The 23,710-nt window shown below is 71.7% G+C and carries 21 protein-coding genes; 6 read left to right on the top strand and 15 right to left on the bottom strand.

The features are described from left to right. Positions 1 to 147: 147 nt before the first annotated feature. Positions 148 to 1,704, bottom strand: a complete 1,557-nt coding sequence (locus AB5J55_RS21480) for a protein kinase (protein WP_369272228.1) — start codon at positions 1,702 to 1,704, stop codon at positions 148 to 150. Positions 1,705 to 2,056: 352 nt separating this feature from the next. On the opposite strand from AB5J55_RS21480, the gene AB5J55_RS21475 reads away from it, so the two are divergent. Then, complete coding sequence (locus tag AB5J55_RS21475; protein ID WP_369272227.1) at positions 2,057 to 3,712, top strand: protein kinase; 1,656 nt, start codon at positions 2,057 to 2,059, stop codon at positions 3,710 to 3,712. Positions 3,713 to 3,794: 82 nt separating this feature from the next. On the opposite strand, the gene AB5J55_RS21470 is transcribed toward AB5J55_RS21475, so the two are convergent. Continuing rightward, positions 3,795 to 4,334, bottom strand: a complete 540-nt coding sequence (locus AB5J55_RS21470) for a bacterial proteasome activator family protein (protein ID WP_369272226.1) — start codon at positions 4,332 to 4,334, stop codon at positions 3,795 to 3,797. 677 nt (positions 4,335 to 5,011) lie between these two features. On the opposite strand from AB5J55_RS21470, the gene AB5J55_RS21465 reads away from it, so the two are divergent. After that, positions 5,012 to 5,443, top strand: a complete 432-nt coding sequence (locus AB5J55_RS21465; RefSeq protein WP_369272225.1) for a hypothetical protein — start codon at positions 5,012 to 5,014, stop codon at positions 5,441 to 5,443. A gap of 66 nt (positions 5,444 to 5,509) precedes the next feature. On the opposite strand, the gene AB5J55_RS21460 is transcribed toward AB5J55_RS21465, so the two are convergent. Next, positions 5,510 to 6,490, bottom strand: a complete 981-nt coding sequence (locus AB5J55_RS21460) for an NAD(P)H-quinone oxidoreductase (protein WP_369272224.1) — start codon at positions 6,488 to 6,490, stop codon at positions 5,510 to 5,512. A gap of 220 nt (positions 6,491 to 6,710) precedes the next feature. Here AB5J55_RS21460 and AB5J55_RS21455 point away from each other — a divergent pair, with 220 nt between their 5' ends. Together AB5J55_RS21455 and AB5J55_RS21450 are read left to right on the top strand one after the other, a co-directional pair. After that, positions 6,711 to 7,766, top strand: a complete 1,056-nt coding sequence (locus AB5J55_RS21455; RefSeq protein ID WP_369272223.1) for an ATP-binding cassette domain-containing protein — start codon at positions 6,711 to 6,713, stop codon at positions 7,764 to 7,766. After that, the gene (locus AB5J55_RS21450) at positions 7,763 to 8,611 is read left to right on the top strand and encodes an ABC transporter permease (protein WP_369272222.1); all 849 of its coding nucleotides are present in this window, start codon (positions 7,763 to 7,765) and stop codon (positions 8,609 to 8,611) included. The genes AB5J55_RS21455 and AB5J55_RS21450 overlap by 4 nt, the downstream gene beginning before the upstream one ends. A gap of 48 nt (positions 8,612 to 8,659) precedes the next feature. Here the strand turns inward: AB5J55_RS21450 and AB5J55_RS21445 are convergent, their stop codons facing one another. From AB5J55_RS21445 to pdhA, 6 genes are all read right to left on the bottom strand, one after another. Beyond that, entirely contained in the window at positions 8,660 to 9,769 is a 1,110-nt protein-coding gene (locus AB5J55_RS21445) for a TrkA family potassium uptake protein (RefSeq protein WP_369272221.1), read from the bottom strand. Next, positions 9,766 to 11,136, bottom strand: a complete 1,371-nt coding sequence (locus tag AB5J55_RS21440; RefSeq protein WP_369272220.1) for a molybdopterin molybdotransferase MoeA — start codon at positions 11,134 to 11,136, stop codon at positions 9,766 to 9,768. The genes AB5J55_RS21445 and AB5J55_RS21440 overlap by 4 nt, the downstream gene beginning before the upstream one ends. Continuing rightward, the gene (locus AB5J55_RS21435; protein ID WP_369272219.1) at positions 11,133 to 12,077 is read right to left on the bottom strand and encodes an NTP transferase domain-containing protein; all 945 of its coding nucleotides are present in this window, start codon (positions 12,075 to 12,077) and stop codon (positions 11,133 to 11,135) included. Before AB5J55_RS21435 ends, AB5J55_RS21440 begins: the two co-directional genes overlap by 4 nt. A gap of 69 nt (positions 12,078 to 12,146) precedes the next feature. Further along, on the bottom strand, positions 12,147 to 13,541 hold the full coding sequence (locus AB5J55_RS21430; protein WP_369272218.1) for a dihydrolipoamide acetyltransferase family protein: 1,395 nt from the start codon (positions 13,539 to 13,541) through the stop codon (positions 12,147 to 12,149). Then, positions 13,541 to 14,545, bottom strand: coding sequence for an alpha-ketoacid dehydrogenase subunit beta (locus tag AB5J55_RS21425; RefSeq protein WP_369272217.1), 1,005 nt, complete (start codon positions 14,543 to 14,545; stop codon positions 13,541 to 13,543). Before AB5J55_RS21425 ends, AB5J55_RS21430 begins: the two co-directional genes overlap by 1 nt. Beyond that, on the bottom strand, positions 14,542 to 15,678 hold the full coding sequence (gene pdhA, locus AB5J55_RS21420) for a pyruvate dehydrogenase (acetyl-transferring) E1 component subunit alpha (protein WP_369272216.1): 1,137 nt from the start codon (positions 15,676 to 15,678) through the stop codon (positions 14,542 to 14,544). Before pdhA ends, AB5J55_RS21425 begins: the two co-directional genes overlap by 4 nt. A gap of 190 nt (positions 15,679 to 15,868) precedes the next feature. On the opposite strand from pdhA, the gene AB5J55_RS21415 reads away from it, so the two are divergent. Then, on the top strand, positions 15,869 to 16,354 hold the full coding sequence (locus AB5J55_RS21415; protein ID WP_369276254.1) for an Lrp/AsnC family transcriptional regulator: 486 nt from the start codon (positions 15,869 to 15,871) through the stop codon (positions 16,352 to 16,354). Between the two features lie 15 nt (positions 16,355 to 16,369). On the opposite strand, the gene AB5J55_RS21410 is transcribed toward AB5J55_RS21415, so the two are convergent. The 3 genes from AB5J55_RS21410 to AB5J55_RS21400 all read right to left on the bottom strand — a co-directional run bounded on the left by AB5J55_RS21410 (position 16,370) and on the right by AB5J55_RS21400 (position 18,898). After that, on the bottom strand, positions 16,370 to 16,684 hold the full coding sequence (locus AB5J55_RS21410; RefSeq protein WP_369272215.1) for a hypothetical protein: 315 nt from the start codon (positions 16,682 to 16,684) through the stop codon (positions 16,370 to 16,372). A 109-nt stretch (positions 16,685 to 16,793) separates the two neighbouring features. After that, a complete protein-coding gene (locus AB5J55_RS21405; RefSeq protein ID WP_369272214.1) occupies positions 16,794 to 17,384 on the bottom strand; it encodes a TetR/AcrR family transcriptional regulator in 591 nt (196 codons plus the stop codon). Then, positions 17,381 to 18,898 carry a 3-hydroxyacyl-CoA dehydrogenase gene (locus tag AB5J55_RS21400; RefSeq protein WP_369272213.1) on the bottom strand — a complete coding sequence of 506 codons (1,518 nt, stop codon included), beginning with the start codon at positions 18,896 to 18,898 and terminating at the stop codon, positions 17,381 to 17,383. Before AB5J55_RS21400 ends, AB5J55_RS21405 begins: the two co-directional genes overlap by 4 nt. Before the next feature lie 160 nt (positions 18,899 to 19,058). On the opposite strand from AB5J55_RS21400, the gene paaN reads away from it, so the two are divergent. Beyond that, a complete protein-coding gene (gene paaN / locus AB5J55_RS21395; protein ID WP_369272212.1) occupies positions 19,059 to 20,750 on the top strand; it encodes a phenylacetic acid degradation protein PaaN in 1,692 nt (563 codons plus the stop codon). Here the strand turns inward: paaN and AB5J55_RS21390 are convergent. From AB5J55_RS21390 to AB5J55_RS21380, 3 genes are read right to left on the bottom strand one after another with little or no spacing between them, the layout of a single operon-like run. Continuing rightward, positions 20,747 to 21,493, bottom strand: a complete 747-nt coding sequence (locus AB5J55_RS21390) for a TrmH family RNA methyltransferase (RefSeq protein WP_369272211.1) — start codon at positions 21,491 to 21,493, stop codon at positions 20,747 to 20,749. The genes paaN and AB5J55_RS21390 overlap by 4 nt on opposite strands. Then, on the bottom strand, positions 21,490 to 22,716 hold the full coding sequence (locus tag AB5J55_RS21385; protein ID WP_369272210.1) for an HTTM domain-containing protein: 1,227 nt from the start codon (positions 22,714 to 22,716) through the stop codon (positions 21,490 to 21,492). Before AB5J55_RS21385 ends, AB5J55_RS21390 begins: the two co-directional genes overlap by 4 nt. After that, a complete protein-coding gene (locus tag AB5J55_RS21380; protein WP_369272209.1) occupies positions 22,713 to 23,492 on the bottom strand; it encodes a DUF5819 family protein in 780 nt (259 codons plus the stop codon). The genes AB5J55_RS21385 and AB5J55_RS21380 overlap by 4 nt, the downstream gene beginning before the upstream one ends. Between the last annotated feature and the right edge of the window lie 218 nt (positions 23,493 to 23,710).

Below are 23,710 nucleotides of genomic sequence, written 5' to 3'. Positions count from 1 at the left end.
GGGAAGAGTCGCCGGACGTGAGATCGCAGCCGGGGGCGACATCGGAATGCCACCCGGTCGGCCTAAACGGACCGAAACGCCACGCGCGCGTGCAGCCCGTTGCCGGGCCGCACGCGCGCGTACAGGCTGTTTTGCGCCAGGAAGGGGTCAGCCCTCGACGCCGCCCGTCGGCGGGGTCGGCAGCGTGGGATCCGTGGTCGGCTCGTCCGTCGGCTCGGGCGTGGTCGGCTCGTCCGTCGGCTCGGCGGTGGTCGGCTCCTCCGTCGGCTCCTCGGTCGGCTCCTCGGTCGGCTCGTCGGTCGGCGAGTACGAGGGCGTGTCCGAGGGCGTGTAGTCCGGGTCGGTGCCCGTGCCGGAGCCGTCGTCGGTGACCTCGTCGGTCGGCTCGTCGGTCGCCTCGTCCGTCGGCTCGTCGGTGGCCTTGTCCTCGTCGGTGGTCTGCGAGGTGGTCGGCGTCTGCTTGGTGTCGCCGCCACCACCGCCGCCGCCGTTGTTCAGCGCCAGCGCGACACCCGCCGCGATGGCGATCACCGCGAGGACGGCGAGGATCCACAGCTTGCCGCGGCCGCTGCCCCGGTTGCCGCGCCCCTCGAAGCCGCCGTCGTCACCGCCGCCGTACCCGGAGGGCATGATCGGCTGCGGGATCTGCGTCGTGCCGGAACCGGAGTCGCCGGGGTGTCCCATGACGGTGGTGTTCGCGAAGCCCGCCGCCGGGGTGTGCCGGCCCTCGTGCATCGTCACCGGGCCGGTGTTCCAGGTGCCGGTGTGGCCGCCCTGGTCGTACAGCATCTGCAGGCCGTACTGGACGAGGCCGCGCATCTCCTCGGCCGTCTGGAAGCGGTCGTCCGGCTCCTTGGCGAGCGAGCGCATGACCAGGCCGTCGAGCTCCGGCGGCACCGCGTCGGAGGCCTCGGACGGCGGGGTCGGGATGTCCTGGACGTGCTGGTAGACCACCGAAAGCGGCGTCTCGCCGGTGAACGGCGGGCGCAGCGCGAGGAGTTCGTAGAGCAGGCAGCCCGTCGCGTACAGGTCGGAGCGGTGGTCGACCGCCTTGCCGAGCGCCTGCTCGGGCGACAGGTACTGCGGGGTGCCCATGACCATGCCGGTCTGCGTCATCGTCGACTGCGCGCCGTGCAGGGCGCGGGCGATGCCGAAGTCCATCACCTTCACGGCGCCGTTGTTGGTGATGATGACGTTGGCGGGCTTGATGTCGCGGTGCACGATGCCGTGCTGGTGCGAGTAGGCGAGGGCCTCCAGAACACCGGAGACGATGATCAGGGCCTGCTCGGGGCCGGGCGCCTCGGCGTTGAGGAGGAGGTCGCGGATGGTGCGGCCCTCGACGATCTCCATCACGATGTACGGCACGCTGTGCGCGCCCACGACATCCTCGCCGGAGTCGTACACGGCGACGATCGCGTGGTGGTTGAGGCCGGCCACCGACTGGGCCTCGCGCGTGAAGCGGGCCTTGGAGACCGGGTCCTCGGCGAGGTCGGAGCGCAGCAGCTTGACCGCCACGGTGCGTCCGAGGCGTACGTCCTCGGCCGCGAACACCTCGGCCATGCCGCCCCGGCCGAGTCTGCGGGTCAGCCGATATCGGCCGTCCCCGACAAGTCCGCCATTACCCCACATTTCCGGCGCGTCTGACATACCGCCGCCAGCCGCCTCGGGGTCGGACGGGCCCTGAGCGCGCTGCTGCTGTGCCATCGGTCCTCGCCGTCGTTTCTGCCCGCGGTGCGCGCGGTGTTGTTACGGTCTCCGTCGGCCACGCTACAGCCTCAAAGCAAGCCGTCGGTCCGAGACGGTGGCCCCGGCCTGACGCAGACGGACCGGCCATCAAACCGTTACCCCGTCCCGTCGTGCAAATTCTGTGCACCGGCAGTACAGCCCCTGTAACGCTTCCGCGACGCTCCCTTCGCGTACGGTCACGGAACGGGCACCGCGCTTGACCTGTCAGTGCCGTGGGGCAGACTTGGCCGGGAATACCACATTGGATCACTCGGGATCACCGGATCCACGGCAACCGCAGGCGCCCGAGAGGGTACGGGGGACGCAGAACATGAGCCAGGACGGCGCACAGGGCCAGAACGCGGGGCGGTCGCTGGCCGGCGGCCGCTATCAGCTGCGCGACCTGCTCGGCCAGGGCGGCATGGCCGCCGTGCATCTCGCCTACGACTCCGTGCTCGACCGGCAGGTCGCGGTCAAGACGCTGCACACCGAACTCGGCCGCGAGCAGGCCTTCCGCGAACGCTTCCGCCGCGAGGCCCAGGCCGTGGCGAAGCTCACGCACACCAACATCGTCTCGGTCTTCGACACCGGCGAGGACGACGTCGACGGCATGACGACGCCGTACATCGTCATGGAGTACATCGAGGGCCGCCCGCTCAGCTCCGTCTTCGACGAGGACGTACGGCAGTTGGGCGCGATGCCCGCCGACAAGGCGCTGAAGATCACCGCCGACGTGCTCGCGGCGCTGGAGATCAGCCACGAGATGGGCCTGGTCCACCGGGACATCAAGCCGGGCAACGTGATGATGAACAAGCGCGGCGTGGTCAAGGTCATGGACTTCGGCATCGCGCGCGCCATGCAGTCCGGTGTGACGTCGATGACGCAGACCGGCATGGTGGTCGGCACCCCCCAGTACCTCTCGCCGGAACAGGCGCTGGGCCGGGGCGTGGACGCCCGCTCCGACCTCTACTCGGTCGGCATCATGCTGTTCCAACTGGTCACCGGGCGGCTTCCGTTCGAGGCGGACTCACCGCTGGCGATCGCGTACGCGCATGTGCAGGAGGAGCCGGTCGCTCCGTCCTCGATCAACAGCGCCCTGCCGCCGGCCGTGGACGCGCTGGTGGCCCGCGCGCTGAAGAAGAACCCGAACGAGCGCTTCCCGAGCGCCGAGTCCATGCGCGACGAGTGCCTGCGCGTGGCCGCGTCCTTCCAGGCGGCCCCGCCCAGCATCGCGCCGGGCTCGCAGACGCAGAGCGGCCAGGGCGTCGGCGCCTCGGTGTTCCCGCCGGTCGGCGGCCAGACGCCCCCGCCTGCGGGCCACGTCCAGACGCCGTACCAGCAGACGCCGGCCCCGAACCCGTACGGCACCCCGCCGCCGTCGATGCCCTCGCCGGCGTACGGATACCCGCAGCAGCAGGGCTTCCAGACGCCGCCACCGGCCTCGTACTCCCCGCAGCCGGGCCACCCGACCCCGGCGCCGTACACCATGTCGCCCCAGACGCGGCCCACTTCGGGCGGCGGCAAGAGCAACCGGCCGATGATCATCGGCTCGATCATCGTGTCCGTCGTCGCGGTGGGCGGCCTGATCGCGGCCCTGACCCTGAAGGGCGGGGGCACCGAGGACGACGGGGGCGGGAGCGGCGGCAGCGGCGGCACGACCGCCTCGGAGTCGGCGACGAAGGCGCCGGGATACCGGGCGGGCGACAGCGCGAACACGGTCGAGACGACCGAGTGCACCGAGCCGCGGGAGTCGTACCTCGACCCCGACAAGGTGACGATGCCGGACATGACCTTCAAGTACTGGCCGTCGGTCGTCGAGTGCCTCAAGGCCGCAGGGTGGGACGTCGAGAAGGTCGACGTCGACGAGAACACCTGGGGCGAGGGCACCGTCATGCGGCAGTCGCCCGAGAAGGGTACGGACTTCGACCCGGACGACCCCCCGGAGATGAAGTTCACGGTCTCGACGGGCAATCCGGACTCGGACTGATCCCGTAACCGAAAGGGCCCGGCAGCATCGGCTGCCGGGCCCTTCGCGTACGCGGCGGGAGTCCTACGGGGTCGGTTGTGTCCTACAGGTACGGTCCGCCCGAGCGGCCGCCCGGCTGCTGCTCGCCGTCCTCGTGGCCGCCGACGCCGGGCGGGAGGGCGCGGCGCATCTGCTCCAGCTGGGCGCGCGCTGCCATCTGCTGGGCGAACAGCGTGGTCTGGATGCCGTGGAACAGGCCCTCCAGCCAGCCGACCAACTGGGCCTGCGCGATCCGCAGTTCCGCGTCGCTCGGTGTCGCCTCGTCCGTGAACGGCAGGGAGAGCCGCTCCAGCTCCTCGACGAGTTCCGGGGCCAGGCCGTCCTCCAGCTCCTTCACGGAGCTGGCGTGGATCTCCTTGAGCCGGACGCGGCTCGCCTCGTCCAGGGGCGCCACGCGGACCTCTTCGAGCAGCTGCTTGATCATGCTTCCGATCCGCATGACCTTCGCCGGCTGCTCGACCATCTCCGTCACCGGAACCTCGCGGGAGTCCTCGTCTTCTCCGCCGCCGATGGCCATCCCGTCCTGGCCCACGACCAGGATCTGGGGGTTCTCCGACGACCGTTCGTTCCTCGGCATCTCCATGCCGCCATTCTCTCGCACCCGTACAGCTCATCATCGTGGTGCCCCCTGTGTGGGGTGATCCACCGTTTACGGGGCGGGAGATTTCGTCAGGCCGGGTTCGGTCGAGTGGCGGCCTCCGAAATGCCGGGTTTGAGGGGCCCTGTGAGGCTTGTGCCATGACTTCATGGCTGGGGGCGGTACGGGCGGTACGGGCAGGGCGGGGGCGACCGCGGGAGCTGCGCGCTGCGGGAGTGCTGGGGGTGCTGGCGTTGGGGCTGATCCTGGGGCCGGGCGGGTCCGTGATGGCGTACGGCCTCGAGGGCACGCGCGGCACGGCCCCATCCGGGACTTCCTCCGACGCCAGAGCCGGGGCCAGGGCCTCCTCCGACTCCACAGCCGGGCCCAGGCCCTCCTCCCGCCGCTCCGCAGCCGAGTCCAGGGCCTCCTACGGCCCCGCAAGCACGCCTCGGCCCGGGCCTGCTGCCGCCTCCCGGGGCCCCTCCGGCTCCGCAGCCGCGCCCCCGGCTTCCTCAGGGCCCTCGGGTTCCCCTGCCACTTCGTCCGAGGGCTCCGGCGGCTCCGCCCCCGCGTCCGGGACCCCCTCCGGCTCGCCCCCGGCGTCCGGCGTCCCCTCCGCCTCCCCCACGGCGTCCGGGAAAGCCGGACCGCACTGGGAGGCCGGGAGGTCGGAGGGAGACATGAAGCCCGGCGCGGCGCCCACCTCCACCTCCACGGCCCACGGCCCCGCCGCCTCCCGTCCCAGCCCCTCCGGCGGGCCGTCCCGGGCCGGGAGCCGGGCCGGTGAGGGGCGGGAGCGGCCGGGGCGGGAGAAGGGGCCGCTGGAGGACGAGGAAGCGGCGACGGGGCGGGAGCCCGACCGCGAGGAGGAGGGTGACAGCTCGACGCGGCCGGAGTCGGAGGGCGAGGACGACGGGGGCACGGCGACCGAGAGCTCGGAGGCCGCCGGAGAGACGTCCGCCCCCGCGACCCACCCCGTCCAACGGCCCGTCACGCACGCCGAGGACCCCGCCGAACCCGTACTGCAGGTGCTGCCCCTCGGGGCCGGACTGGTGCTCATCGGGCTCGGGCTGGGCCTCGCCTTCGTGGGACTCAGGCTGCGGCGCGGCTAGAAGGTGGTCGCTCGGACCGCCCTGGCCGCCGTGACCGCCCTGGCCGCCGTGCCCGCCGTGCCTGTCCTACGGCACGACCAGGAGCACCTTGCCCACGTGCCCGCTCTCCTCCAGCACCCGGTGCGCCCCGGCCGCGTCGTCCATCGGCATCTCGCGGTCCACCACCGGCCGCACGTGCCCGGCGTCCAGCAGGGGCCAGACGTGCTCGCGTACGGCCGCGACGATCGCCGCCTTCTCACCGAGGGGACGGGCACGCAGCGAGGTCGCGCTGACGGCACCCCGCTTGGCCAGCAGCGCGCCGATGTTGAGCTCGCCCTTGACGCCGCCCTGCAGGCCGATGATGGCGAGGCGGCCGTTCACGGCGAGGGTCTGGACGTTGCGGTCGAGGTACTTGGCGCCCATGTTGTCGAGGATGACGTCGGCTCCGGCCCCGTCGGTGGCCTGCTTGACCTCGGCGACGAAGTCCTGCTCCCGGTAGTTGACGAGGATGTCGGCGCCCAGCTCGGCACACCGGTCGAGCTTGTCCTTGCTGCCCGCCGTGACCGCGACCTTGGCCCCTACGGCCTTGGCCAGCTGGATGGCCATGGTGCCGATGCCGCTCGAACCGCCGTGCACGAGCAGGGTCTCGCCGGGGCGCAGATGGGACACCATGAAGACGTTCGACCAGACCGTGCAGACCACCTCGGGCAGCGCGGCGGCCTGCGTGAGGCTCACGCCCTTGGGCACGGGCAGCAACTGGCCTGCCGGTACGGCGACCTTCTCGGCGTAGCCGCCGCCCGCGAGCAGCGCGCACACCTCGTCGCCGACGGCCCAGCCGGAGACACCGGGGCCGATCTCGGCGATCCGGCCGGAGCACTCCAGACCGGGGTAGGGGGAGGAGCCGGGCGGCGGGTTGTAGAAGCCCTGCCGCTGCAGGATGTCGGCACGGTTGACGGCCCCGGCCACCACCTCGACCAGCACCTCGCCCTCTCCGGCGACGGGATCGGGGACCTCGTCCCACACCAGCGCCTCGGGCCCACCAGGTTCGGGAATCGTGATCGCATGCATGGGACGGACGCTACTCCTCGGCCCTCGCGCCCCTGCCGCCGTACTCCCGCCCGAGCATCCGGCGGAGCCCTCGGCCTCGGTCCCCGGTCCCATACCTCTCGGTCCTTGGGCGGGTCATTCGAAAATCCCTGTGCGCCGCCGATGAGTTTGCGCCACCGTAAAGGTCTCCCCATGCGTAGCCCAAGAACGCGGAAGGACCACCCGGAAGGACCCCGACAGCATGAGCACGCAGACGACGTCCGGTCTCGCGATCGAAACCGCGGGCCTGGTGAAGACGTTCGGTGAGACACGGGCCGTCGACGGCGTGGACCTCGCGGTTCCGGCCGGCACGGTCTACGGCGTCCTCGGCCCCAACGGCGCCGGAAAGACCACCACGGTGAAGATGCTCGCCACCCTCCTACGACCCGACGGCGGCGAGGCCCACGTCTTCGGCCACGACGTAGTCCGCGAGGCCGACGAGGTGCGCGGCCGCGTCAGCCTCACCGGCCAGTACGCCTCCGTGGACGAGGACCTCACCGGCACCGAGAACCTGGTCCTGCTGGGTCGGCTCCTCGGACACGGCAAGCAGGCCGCACGGCAGCGCTCCGCGCAGCTCCTGGAGGCCTTCGGGCTGACGGAGGCCGCCGCGAAGCAGGTCAAGAACTACTCCGGCGGCATGCGGCGCCGCATCGACATCGCCGCCTCCATTCTCAACACCCCCGACCTGCTCTTCCTCGACGAGCCGACGACCGGCCTCGACCCGCGCAGCCGCAACCAGGTGTGGGACATCGTGCGCGCGGTCGTCGCCCAGGGCACCACGGTGCTGCTGACCACGCAGTACCTGGACGAGGCCGACCAGTTGGCCTCCCGGATCGCCGTCATCGACCGCGGCAAGGTGATCGCCGAGGGGACCAAGGGCGAGCTCAAGGCGTCCGTGGGCGCCGGTTCCGTCCATCTGCGGCTGCGCGACGCGGCGCAGCGTCCGGAGGCCGAGCGCGTCCTGCGGCTGACCCTGGACGCGGAGGTGCAGCTGGAGCCGGATCCCGTGGCCCTCACCGCACGCGTCGGCTCCGGGGCCGCCAATGGCCAGGGCGCGGCGGAACAGGCCGCCCGCGCGCTCGCCGAGCTGGCCCGCACCGGCATCACCGTCGACAACTTCTCGCTGGGCCAGCCCAGCCTGGACGAGGTGTTCCTGGCCCTCACCGGACACGACACCCACGACGCACGCGACAACGACGACCGCACGGACAAGGCCGACAGTGCCGGCAAGGACGACAAGGACGGGGTGGCGGCATGAGCACCGTGACGCAGACCGAGAACAAGGAACTCGCCCCCGTCAGCGCCGAGTCGCTCGCGGCACTGCTCGTCGCGGGGGAGCGGCCGCCGCGGCCCAGCGCCCTGTCGGCCTCGATGACCTTCGGCTGGCGCGCGATACTGAAGATCAAGCACGTCCCGGAGCAGCTCTTCGACGTCACCGCGTTCCCGATCATGATGGTGCTGATGTACACGTACCTGTTCGGGGGCGCCCTGGCCGGCTCCCCGAAGGAGTACATCCAGTTCCTGCTGCCGGGCATCCTGGTGATGTCGGTCGTGATGATCACGATGTACACGGGCGTCTCGGTGAACACCGACATCGAGAAGGGCGTCTTCGACCGGTTCCGGTCGCTGCCCATCTGGCGGCCGTCGACGATGGTCGGCTATCTGCTGGGCGACGCCCTGCGCTACACGATCGCGTCCGTGGTGATGCTCACGGTCGGAATGATCATCGGCTACCGCCCGGACGGCGGGGTGCTCGGTGTCCTCGCCGGGATCGCCCTGCTGGTCGCCTTCTCGTTCGCGTTCTCATGGGTCTGGACGATGTTCGGGCTGTTGCTGCGCAGCGAGAAGTCGGTGATGGGCGTCAGCATGATGGTGCTGTTCCCGCTGACCTTCCTGTCGAACATCTTCGTCGACCCGAAGACCATGCCGGGCTGGCTCCAGGCCTTCGTCAACAACAGCCCGATCACCCATCTGGCCTCGGCCGTCCGCGAGTTGATGGCGGGCAACTGGCCGGCGGACGAGATCGCCTGGTCGGTGGGCTGGGCGGGCCTGTTCGTCCTGGTCTTCGGACCGATCACGATGCGGCTGTACAGCCGCAAGTAGCGCGCGTACAGCCGCAACCAGCACCGAACATGGAGCCCGTTTGATACCTCAGACGGGCTTCATCCCTGGGGGCAGACGCCGGTCGTCGGGTGCGACCTGACTGCCCGGCGTCGCCCTCACGATGGTGATGAGCCGGTCCGTCAACTCCAGTGTCCCGACGTCCGGATCGTCGTATCCGAGCACCCGGTGCCCGCGTACGACGCTCACGATCAGGTCGTCCGTCTGGCGTGGGTTCTTGCCCACCTCGGCCTTTATGACGGGCCGTTCGACGATGTCGAGCCCGCTGCCCTGCTGGATCAGGTCCTCCAGCACCATGCCGGCGGCGGGGCTGAGCACGGAGAGACCGAGCAGCCGCCCGGCTGCGCTGGCGCTGGTGATGACCGCGTCGGCGCCGGACTGCTTGAGCAGCGGCGCGTTTTCCTCCTCACGCACCGCGGCCACGATCTTCGCCCCGCGGTTGAGCTGCCGGGCCGTCAGCGTCACCAGGACGGCGGTGTCGTCGCGCTGGGTGGCGATGATGATCTTCCGTGCCTTGTGCACCTCGGCCCGCTTCAGGACCTCGCTGCGCGTCGCGTCCCCCGTGACCCCCGCGTATCCGTCCGCGACCGCCGCCTCGATCACCTTGGAACTCGGGTCGACCACGATGACCTGTTCCTTCTTCAAGCCCGTAGCGCAGACGGTCTGGATCGCCGAACGGCCCTTCGTGCCGAAGCCGACGACGACGGTGTGGTCGCGCAAGGTGGACCTCCAGCGGTTCAGACGCCATTCCTCGCGGGTCCGTTCGGTGAGGACCTCCAACGTGGTGCCGACCAGGATGATCAGGAACAGCACACGCATCGGCGTGATGACGAAGATATTGGTGAGCCGGGCGGCGTCACTGACCGGGGTGATGTCGCCGTATCCGGTGGTGGAGAGGCTGACGGTCGCGTAGTAGAAGGCGTCGAGGAGGTCGACGGAACCGTCGGAGTTGTCGTTGTAGCCGTCGTTGTCGGCGTAGACGATCAGGGCGGCCGCCACGAGCAGCGACATCGCGATCGTGACCCGCTTGGCGACCTGCCGGAACGGATGCTCCACGATCTTCTTCGGGAGCTTCACCCGATACGTGGCAACCCGCTCGTCCGCCTCACGAGCTATGGCGTCCTGGCCCGGAAGTTTCACGTGAAACACACCTCGATACCGGCAGTGGTCCAGGGCAGGTCGAGCAGTTCGGTCTCCTGACCGGCACGAACACCGCCCGGTGGGACGACGGCGATTGCATCGGCCGCCGCCATGCCCCGCAGCATGGCCGGGCCGTGGTAGCGCAGCGGCACGGCGTGGTCGCCGCGCAGCACGACGGGGATGAGCCTGGTGTCGTACGGATGCCCGTGTGCCGCCTCGCTCAGCGGCAGCGTGTAGGGCTCCGGGGCGGGGCGTGCCGCGAGCGTGCGCAGCAGGGGTTCGGCGAGCGTGAGCAGGCCGGAAACGGCGGCGAGGGGGTTGCCGGGCAGGCCCACGAGGTGCTGGTTCTCCTTGAGACGGGCCAGCAGCATGGGGTGGCCGGGGCGCACCTTGACGCTGTCCACCAGGAGTTCGGCGCCGATGCGGTGCAGGGTGGGGTGGACGTGGTCGACGGGGCCGGCCGCAGTGCCGCCGGTGGTGACGACGAGGTCCGCGTCCGAGCCGGTGAGCGCCTTGCGCAGGGCCTTGGCGTCGTCGCCCAGCCGGCGCACCGCGGTGACCTCGGCGCCGACTGCGCGCAGCCAGGGCGGCAGCATCGGCCCGAGGGCGTCGCGGATCAGCCCGTCGTGCGGGAGTCCTTCGGTGAGCAACTCGTCGCCGAGGATGAGCACTTCGACACGCGGGCGGGGTACGGCGGTGACGGTGTCGTACCCGGCGGCGGCTGCCAGGCCGAGGACGGCCGGGGTCACGAGGGTGCCGACGGCCAGGAGATGATCGCCCTTACGGCACTCCTGGCCGCGTGCGCGGATGTCCTGGCCGGGCTGGATCTCCCGGGTGGCGTGCAGATGGCCCTGGGCGCCCGTGCGGCCGTGCTCGCTGCGCAGGACGGCGGTGGTGTCCGGGGGGATGCGGGCGCCGGTCGCGATACGGACGGCCTCGCCGTCGGTGAGCGGCTCGGGCTCGCCGTGCCCGGCCAGCACGCCCTCGTCCCGTACGTCCCAGGGGCCGGGGCCCGCGATGGCCCAGCCGTCCATCGCCGAGGTGTCGAAGGAGGGCAGATCGGTGAGGGCGGTGAGGGGAGCGGCCAGGGCGAGGCCCAGGGCGGCGTCGAGGGGGACGGAGACGGGGGCACGGCCGGCTGCCCGGGTGCCGGATCGGGCGGCGCGGGCGGCGATATCGCGGGCTTCGGGCCAGGGGGCGGCCTTGTGGTGGCCGTCCGGCTTGGGGGAGCCCGGGGCGGGCGGGGTGGGTGCGGGCACGTGGTCGCCCGGTGTGTGGTGGGCGTTGTCCTCGTTCACGAGGGCGAGCACCTCCTCGACGTCGAGGTCCTCGGCGTCCTCGTCCGCCTGGATGCCGCGGGGGGTCATCCGGCGTCCGGACTGGTGTCGGGGGTGGCCTCGGGGGCCACGTCGGACTTGGCGGCGGCCTCTTCGGCCCAGCGCAGGGCGAGCGCGGCGGCCTTGCGGGATGCCTCGGCGACCGCTTCGGGTCCGCCCTCGCCGTCCCTGGCCTGCGCCGCCGCGTACCCGACGAGGAAGGTGGTCAGCGGGGCCGCGGGGCGCGCCACGCCGTGGGCGGCGTCGCGGGCGAGGTCCAGCAGCACCTTGGTGTCGACGTCGAGGTCGATGCCCAGTTCGTCCTTGACTGCGGAAATCCATTCATCCAACACGTGCCCATGCTCCCTGATGCGTGCCCTGGCGGTGGCGATGTCGTCCCAGGTGTCGCAGTCGAAGGACGCGACGGGGTCGGGGACGCGGGTGAGTCCGAGCGCGCCGGTCAGCCGGCGCAGGGGGAGGCCGGCGAGGCCGTCCCGTCCTTGGGCGAGCGCGGCCAGTTCGCGGCGCAGCGCGGGCGCGCGGTACGCGGCGACGAGCGGCTGGTCGCGGCCGTCGGCGTCGGTGAGCAGTGCCCCGTCGGCGCCGCCGGAGCGCAGGGCGGCCAACAGCCGCCGTACCGTGCCCTCGTCGAGGAAAGGCAGGTCGGCCGAGAGGACGACGACCAGCTCCGCGCCGGTGTGCCGCAGCCCGGCGTCGAGGGCGGCGACCGGGCCGCCGCCGGGCGGTTCCTCACGCGCCCAGGTCACCGCACGCGCGGTGGGCCGGGGATCGGCGACGACCACGGTGGTGCGGGCATCGGCGCAGGCCGCGAGCACCCGGTCGAGCAGCGGGCGCCCACCGACCCGCACCCCGGGTTTGTCCACCCCGCCGAGCCGCCGCGCGGCACCGCCGGCGAGCACGACGGCGTCGTACGCGACGTCGTGAACAGCATCGGCGGCGCCTTGCGCGCCCGTCGGTTCGTACGCGGTCACCCCCCGAGTATGCGTGCCTTGGCGATCACAGGGAACGCAGCGGAAGCAGCCGAAACGCGGGGGCCTTGGTCACAGCGTGCGCAGCAGCACCGCCGGGTGTTCCACACAGTCCGCCACGTATCGCAGGAAGCCGCCCGCGGTGCCGCCGTCGCAGACCCGGTGGTCGAAGGTGAGCGAGAGCTCGACGAGCTGCCGCACCGCCAGTTCGCCCTCGTGCACCCAGGGCTTGGGGATGATGCGGCCGACGCCGAGCATGGCGGCCTCGGGGTGGTTGATGATCGGGGTGGAGCCGTCGACACCGAACACGCCGTAGTTGTTCAACGTGAAGGTGCCGCCGGTGAGTTCCGCCGGTGTGAGGGTGCCCGTGCGGCCCGCCTCGGTCAGCCTGGCGAACTCCGCCGTCAGCGACTCCGCGTCCCGCGCGTGGGCGTCCCGTACGACCGGGACGACGAGCCCGCGCTCGGTCTGCGCGGCGAACCCGAGGTGCACATGGTCGAACTGGACGATCTCCCTGGCCTCCATGTCGACCGTGGAGTTGAGCTCGGGGAACCTGGCCAGGGCGGCGGTGGTGATGCGGGCCAGCAGGGCGATCAGGGAGATCTTCGGCCCCCCTGCGGCGTTCATCGCGGTGCGCGCCCGCATGAGCTCCGTCGCGTCGGCGTCCACCCAGCAGGTGGCGTCCGGGATCTCCCGCCGGCTGCGGGAGAGCTTGTCGGCCACGGCACCGCGGACGCCCTTGAGGGGGGTGCGGATACCGGCGGGAGGGGCGGAGGAACGGATGGGGGACTGCGCGGCCGGGACGGCAGCGGAGGAAGCCGGGGCCGGTGCCGGGGTGGGCGTCACGCGCGCGTGCGGCTCGGCCGATGGCTGTGCCGTGCGCCCGTGCGCCTGAGCGGCCCGCAGGGCGTATTCGACGTCGGCCCGCAGAATCAGCCCGTCCGGACCGGAGCCGTGCAACTCCCGCAGGTCCAGGCCGTTCTCCCGGGCGAGGCGGCGGACGAGGGGAGAGATGACCGGCACAGGCCCCTCGATCACCTCCCGTGCGGCAGCGGCACCGTTGGCGGACACGGATTCCACGGGTACGGCGGGTGCCGACTCCCCCGGGCGCACCCTTCTGCGCCGCGCCGGTGCCTCGGACGTGCCGTAGCCGACGAGGACATTGCCGGAGCCCTTGTCCGAGGCCGCACCCGAGTCCTCGGCCGGACCGTCGGAGGCGGGCGCGCCGACGGCCACCGTCAGCAGCGGCGCGCCCACGGGAAGCTCGGAGCCCTCCTCGCCGAAGCGGGCCGTGACCACCCCGGCGTAGGGGCACGGGACGTCGACCATCGCCTTGGCCGTCTCGACCTCGACGACCGGCTGGTCGACGGCGACGACGTCACCGACCTCCACCAGCCAGCGGACGATCTCCGCCTCGGTGAGCCCCTCCCCGAGGTCGGGGAGCTTGAACTCCAACACCTGTGCCATCAGCTCTCGGCCTCCCACTGCAGACGCCCCACGGCGTCCAGGATCCGGTCCACGCCGGGCAGGTGGTGACGCTCCAGCATCGGCGGTGGGTAGGGGATGTCGAACCCGGCCACGCGCAGCACCGGCGCCTCCAGGTGGTGGAAGCAGCGCTCCGTGACCCGGGCCGCGATCTCCCCTCCCGGGCCGCCGAACCCGCCCGACTCGTGCACGACGACCGCTCGCCCGGTCCGCCGTACCGAGGCGCTGACCGTCTCGTCGTCGAACGGCACCAGCGAGCGCAGGTCGACGACCTCCAGGTCCCAGCCCTCGTCCCGAGCCGCCTCGGCGGCTTCGAGGCAGACGGGCACGGACGGTCCGTACGTGATGAGCGTGGCGCTCCGGCCGGAGCGCCGCACCACCGCGCGGCCAATCGGTTCAACGCTCTGCGGCTCGTCCGGGTTCCAGGTGTCCTTCGACCAGTACAGCCGCTTCGGCTCCAGGAAGACGACCGGGTCGTCGGAGGCGATGGCGGCGCGCAGCAGCCCGTAGGCGTCGGCGACGGTCGCGGGCGTGACGACATGGAGCCCCGGAGTCGCCATGTAGTACGCCTCGGACGAGTCGCTGTGGTGCTCGACGCCGCCGATGCCGCCGCCGTAGGGGACGCGGACGGTGATGGGGAGCGGCATCCTGCCGCGGGTGCGGTTACGCGTGCGCGCCACGTGCGAGATGAGCTGCTCGAACGCCGGGTAGGCGAACGCGTCGAACTGCATCTCCACGACGGGGCGCAGGCCGTACATGGCCATGCCCACCGCCGTGCCCAGGATGCCCGCCTCGGCCAGCGGCGTGTCGGTGCAGCGGTCCTCGCCGAACTCCTTGGCGAGCCCGTCGGTGACCCGGAAGACACCGCCGAGGGTGCCGACGTCCTCACCCATGACGTGCACGGTGGGGTCGTCCGCCATGGCGTCGCGCAGCCCGCGCGTGAGGGCCTGCGCCATGGTGGCCGGCTTGGCGGCGACGGTGGTCATCGGTGCGACCCTTCCGACTCGGCTTCGAGCTCGGCCCTCAACTGGGCCTGCTGTTCCCGCAGTTGCTGGGTGGGCTCGGCGTACACGTTGCCGAACAGGTCCATCGGGTCGAGAGCCGGGTCCTGGTTCATGCGTTCGCGCAGGTCGGCGGCCATGGTTTCGGCGGCGTCCCGCGCGGCCTGCTTGCCGGCCTCGTCGAGCAGGCCGCGCTCGGTCAGCTCGTGCTCCAGGAGCGTGATGGGGTCGTGCCCGCGCCAGGTCTCGACCTCGGAGTCGCCGCGGTAGCGGGTCGCGTCGTCGGCGTTGGTGTGGGCGTCGATGCGGTAGGTGATCGCCTCGATCAGCGTGGGACCGCCGCCCGCGCGCGCGTGCCGTACGGCGTCGCTCAGCACTTCGTGCACGGCGGCCGCGTCGTTGCCGTCGACCAGGCGGCCGGGCATGCCGTAGCCGACGGCCTTGTGGGCCAGCGACGGGGCCGCGGTCTGCTTGGCGAGCGGGACGGAGATCGCGAAGCCGTTGTTCTGGACGAGGAAGACGACCGGTGCCTGCCATACGGCGGCGAAGTTCAGCGCCTCGTGGAAGTCGCCCTCGCTGGTGCCGCCGTCGCCGACCATGGCGAGTGCGACCACGTCGTCGCCCTTGAGGCGGGCGGCGTGCGCGAGGCCGACGGCGTGCGGGAGCTGGGTGGCGAGCGGCGTGCACAGGGGGGCCACGCGGTGCTCGTACGGGTCGTAGCCGGTGTGCCAGTCGCCGCGCAGCAGGGTCAGCGCCTCGACGGGGTCCACGCCGCGTGCGACGACCGCGAGCGTGTCGCGGTAGCTCGGGAAGAGCCAGTCGCGCTCCTCGAGGGCGAGCGCGGCGGCGACCTCGCAGGCCTCCTGGCCGGTGGTGGACGGGTAGACGGCGAGGCGGCCCTGCTTGGTGAGCGCGGTCGCCTGCGCGTTGTACCGGCGGCCGCGCACCAGCTCGGCGTACAGCCGGCGCAGCAGGTCCGGGTCGGCCTTCGCGGCGGCCTCGGTGCCCAGGACGCGGTACGGCTCCGCGTCGGGCAGCAGCGGCGCGGGGTCCATGCGGGGCTGCCAGGCGGGCGGCGGCGATGGCCGGTACGCGCCTCGCTGCTCCATGACCGTCATGACGGCACCTCCTCGTGGGAGCGGCTACGAGAGGCGCAGCTCCAGTGACGCGCCTCACCTACCGATTGTTCGGTCGTCGGCACATTTTGGCTACAGGCGCCCTCAGGCTGTGGACAAACGGTTCTCCACAGCCTCCAATGAACGCAGTACGTCCACGGAGGGAAGGTGGGGGGACATGGCGCCTGAACAAATGGCCGAAAGCACGGACGAGGGCGCCCCCCTGCCACCGGCGCGGCCGCTCGACGCGATCGACGAGGACATCCTGCAGATGCTCCAGGCGGACGGCCGCGCGTCGATACGGTCGGTCGCCGAGCGGGTCCATGTCTCACGTGCCAACGCCTACGCCCGCATCAACCGCCTCGTCGAGGACGGCGTCATCCGCGGTTTCGGCGCCCGCGTCAACCACGAACGCGCCGGTCACGGAACCTCGGCCTACATCACCCTCAAGATCGTTCAGAACACCTGGCGCACGGTCCGCGAGCAGCTGAGACAGCTGCCGGGTGCCTCTCACATCGCCCTCGTCGGGGGCGATTTCGACGTCCTGCTGCTCGTCCACACCTCCGACAACAGGGCACTGCGCGAACTGGTCCTCACCCGCCTCCAGGCGATCCCCGAGGTGCTCAGCACGCGCACGCTGCTGGTGTTCGAGGAGGAGGACCTGGAGCCGCAGGGCTGAGGCCGAGTCCGACGGTCAGCCCGAGGCCATCGCCATGGCCATGAGTACCGCGAACAGCACCGGAAGGATCGCGCATCCGAGCCCGGCACCGGCCGCCGTCATGCGCAGCATCCGCGGCGACCGGCGGTGCGGCACCGCCCCGGCGATCGCGAGCAGGGCGAACCCCCAAAGGATCAGCACTTCGATGCCGCTGGTGTAGCCGTCGGCGCGGAACATGCCGTACTCCCACACGAGGAGCGGCAAGCCGAGCAGCGTCGCCACGGAAGGCGCCCTCGGGCCGCCGCAGCATGTCGGGTGGGCGGCGGAGAGCTGCACGTCGTTCTGGATCACGCGTCCCAGCTCACGGGGCCAGCGCGTCCCGGTCCATCGGGCGGCGTACTCCCCCGCCCACGCGCGCGTACTGAGGCCGGCCGTCCCGCGAGGTCGGCGACCTCGGCGGTCAGCTCGCCCGGCGCAGCCCGCCGAAGACCAGCCGCGCCACCGTGTCGGCGACCTCGCGCTCGTTCATGCCGCGGCCGTCCGGGCGGTACCACTCGACGATCGAGTTGATCATGCCGAAGACGAGCCGGGTCGCCAGCCGGACCTCCACGTCCGCGCGCACCTCGCCGTCGGCGGCGGCCGCCTTCAGCAGGGCGGCGACCTGGTGGTCGAAGTCGCGGCGCCGTTCCAGGGCCCACCGCTCGGTGTCGGTGTTGCCGCGCACGCGCAGCAGCAGCGTCACGTACGGCAGCTCCGCTATGAGCACCTCGACCATGCGCCGCACGACGTACTCGAGCCGGTCGGCGGCGTGCCCCCCGCGCGCGAGCTCCTCGTCGAGGATCCCGAAGAGGCCGTCCAGCGCCCGGCTGACAGCCCGGCGCAACAGCTCCTCCTTGCCCGTGACGTGGTGGTAGATCGACGACTTGGAGATGCCGGCCGCGCGGGAGAGGTGCTCCATGGAGGTGCCGTCGTAGCCGCGCTCGTTGAAGACCTGCACGGCGACGGAGAGCAGCGTCTCCGGTGTGTACGTGTCGCGCTTGGCGGTGGTCATGAGGTGCTGCCCTCCCGCTTGTCGGAGGCGTACGCGTGGCGGTACAGCGCGAGGGACGGCGCGTAGCGCCCGGAAGGGTCGCGCAGGTGCAGGTCGTCGAGGAGGGCGTACGCCCAGTTGCGGCCGAGCCTGCGGCTCCACTCGAAGGGCCCGAGCGGGTAGTTCACGCCCAGGCGCATCGCGGTGTCGATGTCCTCCTCGGTGGCCACCCCCTTGGCCACCGCGTCGTGCGCGAGGTCGACGATCCGGGCGACCGTGCGGGCGACGATCATGCCGGGCACGTCGCCGATGACGCTGACGTCCTTGCCGAGCGCCTGGAAGAGGCCGGTGGCCTCGGCGAGGGTCTGCGGCGAGGTGTCCTGGGAGGCGGACAGCGCGATCCGGGTGGCCCGGCGGTAGTCGACGGCGAGGTCGAAGTAGACGACGTCCCGGAACTCCACGGACGTCTGGCCGTCGGCGAGCGCGAGCTGGCCGCCGCCGGGCAGCACCAGGCGGGTGCCGTGGTCCTCGTCCTCCTCACGCACCGGAATGCCCGCCTCGCGGATCAGCGCGAGCAGCTCGGAGGCGGGGCCGAGGTCGCCCTCGACGACGACGTAGGCGGGCTGCCGGGTCTTTTCGGCGGTGTGCGGCTCGGAGGCCTCGGCATCTTCCGCGTAGTCGTACCAGCCGTGCCCGCTCTTGCGGCCGAGCCGGCCGGACTCGACCAGGCGCCGCTGGGCGAGCGAGGGCGTGAAACGCACGTCCTGGAAGAAGGACTGCCACACGGAGTGCGTGACGGACTCGTTGACGTCCTGCCCGATGAGGTCGGTCAGCTCGAACGCGCCCATCCTGAAGCCGCCGCACTCGCGCAGGACGGCGTCGATGGTGGCCGGATCCGCGCCCTGCGCCTCGTAGACCGCGAAGGCCTCGGCGTAGAAGGGCCGCGCGATGCGGTTGACGATGAAACCGGGGGTGTCCGCGCAGGCGACCGGCGTCTTGCCCCACGCGCGAGCCGTCTCGTACGCGCGCGTGGCCGACGTGACGTCGGTGGCGAACCCGGAGACGACCTCGACCAGCGGCAGCAGCGGCGCGGGGTTGAAGAAGTGCAGGCCGACGAAGCGGCCGGGGTTGTCCAGAGCGCCGCCGATGGCCGTCACCGACAGGGACGAGGTGTTGGTGGCGAGCAGGCAGTCCTCGCCGACGATGCCCTCCAGCGCGCGGAAGAGCTCCTGTTTGACGTCGAGGCGCTCCAGGACGGCCTCGATGACCAGGGCGCAGTCCGCGAGCTCGGCGAGGGACTCGGCGGGCAGCAGCCGCGCGCGGGCCGCGTCCCGGTCGGCGCCGGTGAGGCGGTCCTTCTCGACGAGCCGGTCGAGGCGCGCGCCGATCGCGTCAGCGGCGGCCTGGGCGCGCCCTGGAGCAGCGTCGTACAGCCGTACGGGGTGGCCCGCCACCAACGCGACCTGGGCGATGCCCTGGCCCATGGTGCCGGTGCCGACGACGGCCACGGGGCTGCTGAGGTCGAGTGCTGTCATGTGCGCGATCCTCCCGCACGGGGTTTTCCACAGATGCGGCGGACCCCCTTGAACCGACCGATCGTTCGGTTACTCTAACTCTGACTGGCCTTTCCTGCCCATGTTTCTGCCCAGGTCATGAGCTCGACGGAGAGCTCTTGAAACGAGGAGTTGGTCCCGCATGGCCGCCGAACTGACCGCCCACGAGCTGATCGCCAAGCACCGGCCCACCCTCGACCAGGCGCTGGAAGCGATCCGCACACGTGCGTACTGGTCCCCGCACCCCGAGCACCCCAAGGCCTACGGCGAGAACGGCAGCCTGGACGCGGCGGCGGGCAAGGCCGCCTTCGACGCCCTCCTCGGAGGCCGCCTCGACCTCGGCCAGCCCGGCACGGACGGCTGGGTCGGCGGCGAGGCCTCTCCGTACGGGATCGAGCTGGGCGTCGAGTACCCGCACGCGGACATCGACCAGCTGCTGCCCGCCATGAAGTCCGGCATGCGGGCATGGCGGGACGCGGGCGCGGAGATGCGCGCGGTGGTCTGTCTGGAGATCCTCAAGCGGATCAGCGACCGCACGCACGAGTTCGCACACGCGGTCATGCACACCTCCGGCCAGGCCTTCATGATGTCGTTCCAGGCGGGCGGCCCGCACGCACAGGACCGCGGCCTGGAGGCGGTGGCGTACGCGTACGTCGAGCAGGTGCGCACCCCCGACACGGCGGAGTGGACCAAGCCGCAGGGCAAGCGCGACCCGCTCGCCCTGACCAAGCAGTTCACGCCGGTCCCGCGCGGCATCGCGATGGTCATCGGCTGCAACACCTTCCCGACCTGGAACGGCTACCCCGGGCTGTTCGCCTCCCTCGCCACCGGCAACGCGGTCCTCGTGAAGCCCCACCCGCGCGCGGTACTGCCGCTCGCGCTCACCGTGCAGGTCGCCCGGCAGGTGCTCGCCGAGGCGGGCTTCGACGCGAACCTGGTCGCGCTGGCCGCAGAGCGCCCCGGTGAGGGCATCGCCAAGACGCTGGCCACGCGCCCGGAGATCCGGATCATCGACTACACGGGCTCGACCGTGTTCGGCGACTGGCTGGAGGCCAACGCCCGGCAGGCGCAGGTCTTCACGGAGAAGGCCGGCGTCAACACGGTGATCGTCGACTCGACGGACAACTACAAGGGCATGCTCTCCAACCTGGCGTTCTCGCTGTCCCTGTACAGCGGCCAGATGTGCACCACCCCGCAGAACCTGCTCATCCCCCGTGACGGCATCCGCACCGAGGAGGGCCCGCGGACCTTCGACGAGGTCGTCGCCGACCTCGCCCGCTCGGTCGACGGCCTCCTCGGCGACGACGCCCGCGCGAACGCGCTGCTCGGCGCGATCGTCAACCCCGACGTCAAGGCGCGCCTGGAGGCTGCCGCCGGCCTCGGCGAGGTCGCCCTCGCCTCCCGCGAGATCGCGAACCCGGAGTTCCCGGACGCGGTGGTCCGCACGCCGGTGATCGTGAAGCTCGACGGCGCCAAGCCGGACGACGAGTCCGCCTACATGAGCGAGTGCTTCGGCCCGGTCTCCTTCGCCGTCGCGGTCGACTCGGCCGCGGACGCGGTGGAATTGCTGCGACGGACGGTGCGCGAGAAGGGGGCGATGACGGTCGGCGCGTACACGACCGACGACGAGGTCGAGCAGGCCGTGCAGGAGGCCTGCCTGGAGGAGGCGGCCCAGCTGTCGCTGAACCTCACGGGCGGGGTGTACGTGAACCAGACGGCCGCGTTCTCGGACTTCCACGGTTCGGGCGGCAACCCGGCGGCCAACTCGGCGCTGTGCGACGGGGCGTTCGTGGCGAACCGGTTCCGGGTCGTCGAGGTGCGCCGGGAGGCCTAAGCCTTGAAGGCGCCCCCGGTGAGACTCCAGTGGTACAGCGTCATCGCCACACTCGTCGCGAGGTTGTAGCTGGAGACCTGGGGGCGCATCGGCAACGCCACCAAATGGTCGGCACGCGCGCGTAGTTCGGTCGACAGGCCGGTGCGTTCGGAGCCGAAGGCGAGGACGGCGTCGTCCGGGAGCTTGCTGCCCCGGATGTCGTCGCCCTCCGGGTCCAGCGCGAACAGCGGCCCGGGCGGCAGCTCCGCCACGTCCAGCCGCTCCACGGCGGTCGCGAAGTGCAGCCCCGCCCCGCCGCGTACGACCGTCGGATGCCAGGGGTCGAGGGTGCCCGTGGTGACGACGCCGGTCGCGCCGAAGCCGGCGGCCAGACGGATCACGGCGCCCGCGTTGCCGAGGTTGCGCGGGTTGTCGAGGACCACGACGGGGGCGGTGCGCGGGGTGCGCGCCAGCTTCTCCAGGTTGGCGGCGCGCGGCGGTCGTACCGCCAGGGCGGCGACCCCGGTGGGGTGCGGGCGCGGCACCAGCGAGGTGTACGTCGACTCCGGGACCTGCGTCAGGAGCGCGTCCAGGGCGCCCCGTACGTCCGGTGCCAGCTCGTCGGCGAGCGCGAGCGCCGCATCCCGGTCGACGGCGACCGCGACCGGGACCTCGGCTCCGAAGCGCACGGCGTGCTTGAGGGCATGGAAGCCGTCGAGCAGCACGGAGGTGCCGACGAGCCGGTTCCAGGAGGTCACGGTCATGCAGTGAAGCCTACGTGCGCGTGCTCGGGGTTCTCCGGGGTGCGCGGCCCCGGCAGCTCCGTGGGGTCGTCACCGCGCCGGACCAGCCTCGACAGCCCGTCACGCACGCGTGCCGCCCAGCCGCCGAGGCGGCGCAGGAACGACGTCGGCAGGAAGACCGCGTCCGCCGCGATCATCGCCAGGGAGAAGAACGGCAGCCCGAGCACGACCGCGATCACGGCGTGCTCGGTGATCATCGCGGCGAGGAGGACGTTCTTGACCCGCCGGTTGAACAGCGTGAACGGGAAGGCGACCTGCACGATGACCGTGCCGTAGGTGATGAGCATCACCATCGTGCCGCTGGACGACAGCAGGTCGGCGAGGGCGGGCCAGGGCGAGAAGTAGTCGAGGTGCAGCGGGTAGTGAACGGCGGTGCCGTCCTGCCAGCGGGAGCCCTGGATCTTGTACCAGCCGGCGGTCGCGTAGATCAGGCACGCCTCGGCCATGATCACCAGCAGGGCGCCGTTGTGGACGATGCTGCCGATGACGTCGAGCAGGATGCGGGGCTGGTCGGTCCGCGCGAGGCGGCCCACGAGCCACCGGACGGCCAGGGCGAGCCAGACGCCCCACAGGATCATCGGCACGGTCAGGTCGCCGTCGAGACGTCCCGCCGCGGTCACGGCGACCAGCGCGACCCCGAGCACGCTCCACAGGAGCGGACCGATCCGGTCCGGCCCGACCCGCTCGCCACGCGCGCGTGCCTCGCCGGCGCGTCTCGCCCGGCGCTCGTCCAGCGACCAGACCTGGCCGCAGCGCGTGAACACGAGGTAGACGCACATCAGGTGCAGGACGTTGTCGCCGCCGTCGCCCATGAAGATGGAGCGGTTCTGCAGCGAGAGCACGCCGACCATGAAGAGGACGGACATCGTGCGGGTGCGCCAGCCGAGCAGCAGCAGCACGCTGCTCAGGACCGCGAGGACGTAGACGCTCTCGAACCAGAACCGGCTGCTCGACCAGATCAGGGCCGTGAAGGAGCCGTTCGTCCCGATCAGCTGCTGGGCCAGGTCGAAGTCCCAGGGACCGTCGGGGCCGTACATCTCCTGGCGGTGCGGAAACTCGCGCAGCAGGAAAAGCAGCCAGGTCGCCGTGAAGCCGATGCGGATCACGGCCGTCTGGTACGGGCCGAGGGCGGACTCGGTGACCCGGGCGATGCCGCCGGAGATCGCGAGGGAGAAGCGGTTCACCGGGCGCTCCCCTCTTGCGCGCCCGCGCCGTCGGTCGCGTCGGACGTGACCGACCACCAGGGCAGCACCCGGTAGGCCGGCTTGTCCGAGACCTGCTCACCGCTCCACTTGGGCGGGTCCACGTTGGTGGTGCGGGAGCGAACCTGGACGCGTTCGAGGGCGCCGCTCTCACCGGCCGCGTTCGCGCGGTCCAGGCGCAGCTCCACGATGCGCCGCAGATACGTCTCGGACAGGGCGCCGCGCAGGCCTACCGGACGGTTCTCGGCATCGTGCGTGGCGACGAAGAAGTCCCAGGCCCGGCGCAGCTCGTTCTGCTGGGTGTGGCTGGGCAGCAGATTGCCGTCGATGGCCCGGCCGTCCTGGGCGGACAGGTCGTACCAGCCGGTGGTGCGGCGGCCGCCGTCGGCCGTGCCGAACTGGGCGCGGACCTGCACCGCGATGTTCTGTTGCAGCGGGTTGGGGGCGAACAGCTTCCAGTTCTGTTCGAACTCCGGATATATCCAGTCGTCGATCGCCTTGCCGTGCTGCTTGGTGACCGTGTTCGGCGGGGCGACGTGCAGAAAGACCATGCCTATGTGGACACAGACGGCTATCGCCACGACCGCGAGGGCGAGGGCGGCGCCGATCTGGTAGCGCAGGGAGAGGGCGGCCACGCCGGTTCGGGGTTCGGCGGACGGCAGCGCGGGAGACAGCTCAACGGCATGCGGGGCAGCGGCGTCCCGCGGCTCCTCGTCCGGCCCGTGCCGGGCGGCCGAGCCTGCGTCGTACGCGTCCATGTAGCCCCGTTTCCCGCTTCCGGTCCGTCTTCCTCACCACTCGGCGCTCGCACGGGAACGGTACTCAGGCCCACCCGCCGGGCAAAGCCCCAGCCGGGCCGCCGTCGTCCACACCTTACGGGGGTCCTACACGGCCGTACGGGGCCCTGCGAGGGTCCTCCACAGAGCATTCCCTTCTTCTAGAACCTGTTCTATCTTGACGCTCCGTCAGATCGCCG

Origin of the sequence: Streptomyces sp. R11 (assembly GCF_041051905.1) — a bacterium.
Classification (GTDB): Bacteria; Actinomycetota; Actinomycetes; order Streptomycetales; family Streptomycetaceae; genus Streptomyces.
Note: the sequence above shows the minus strand (reverse complement) of the source record. Positions and strands in the feature narration are given on the sequence as shown.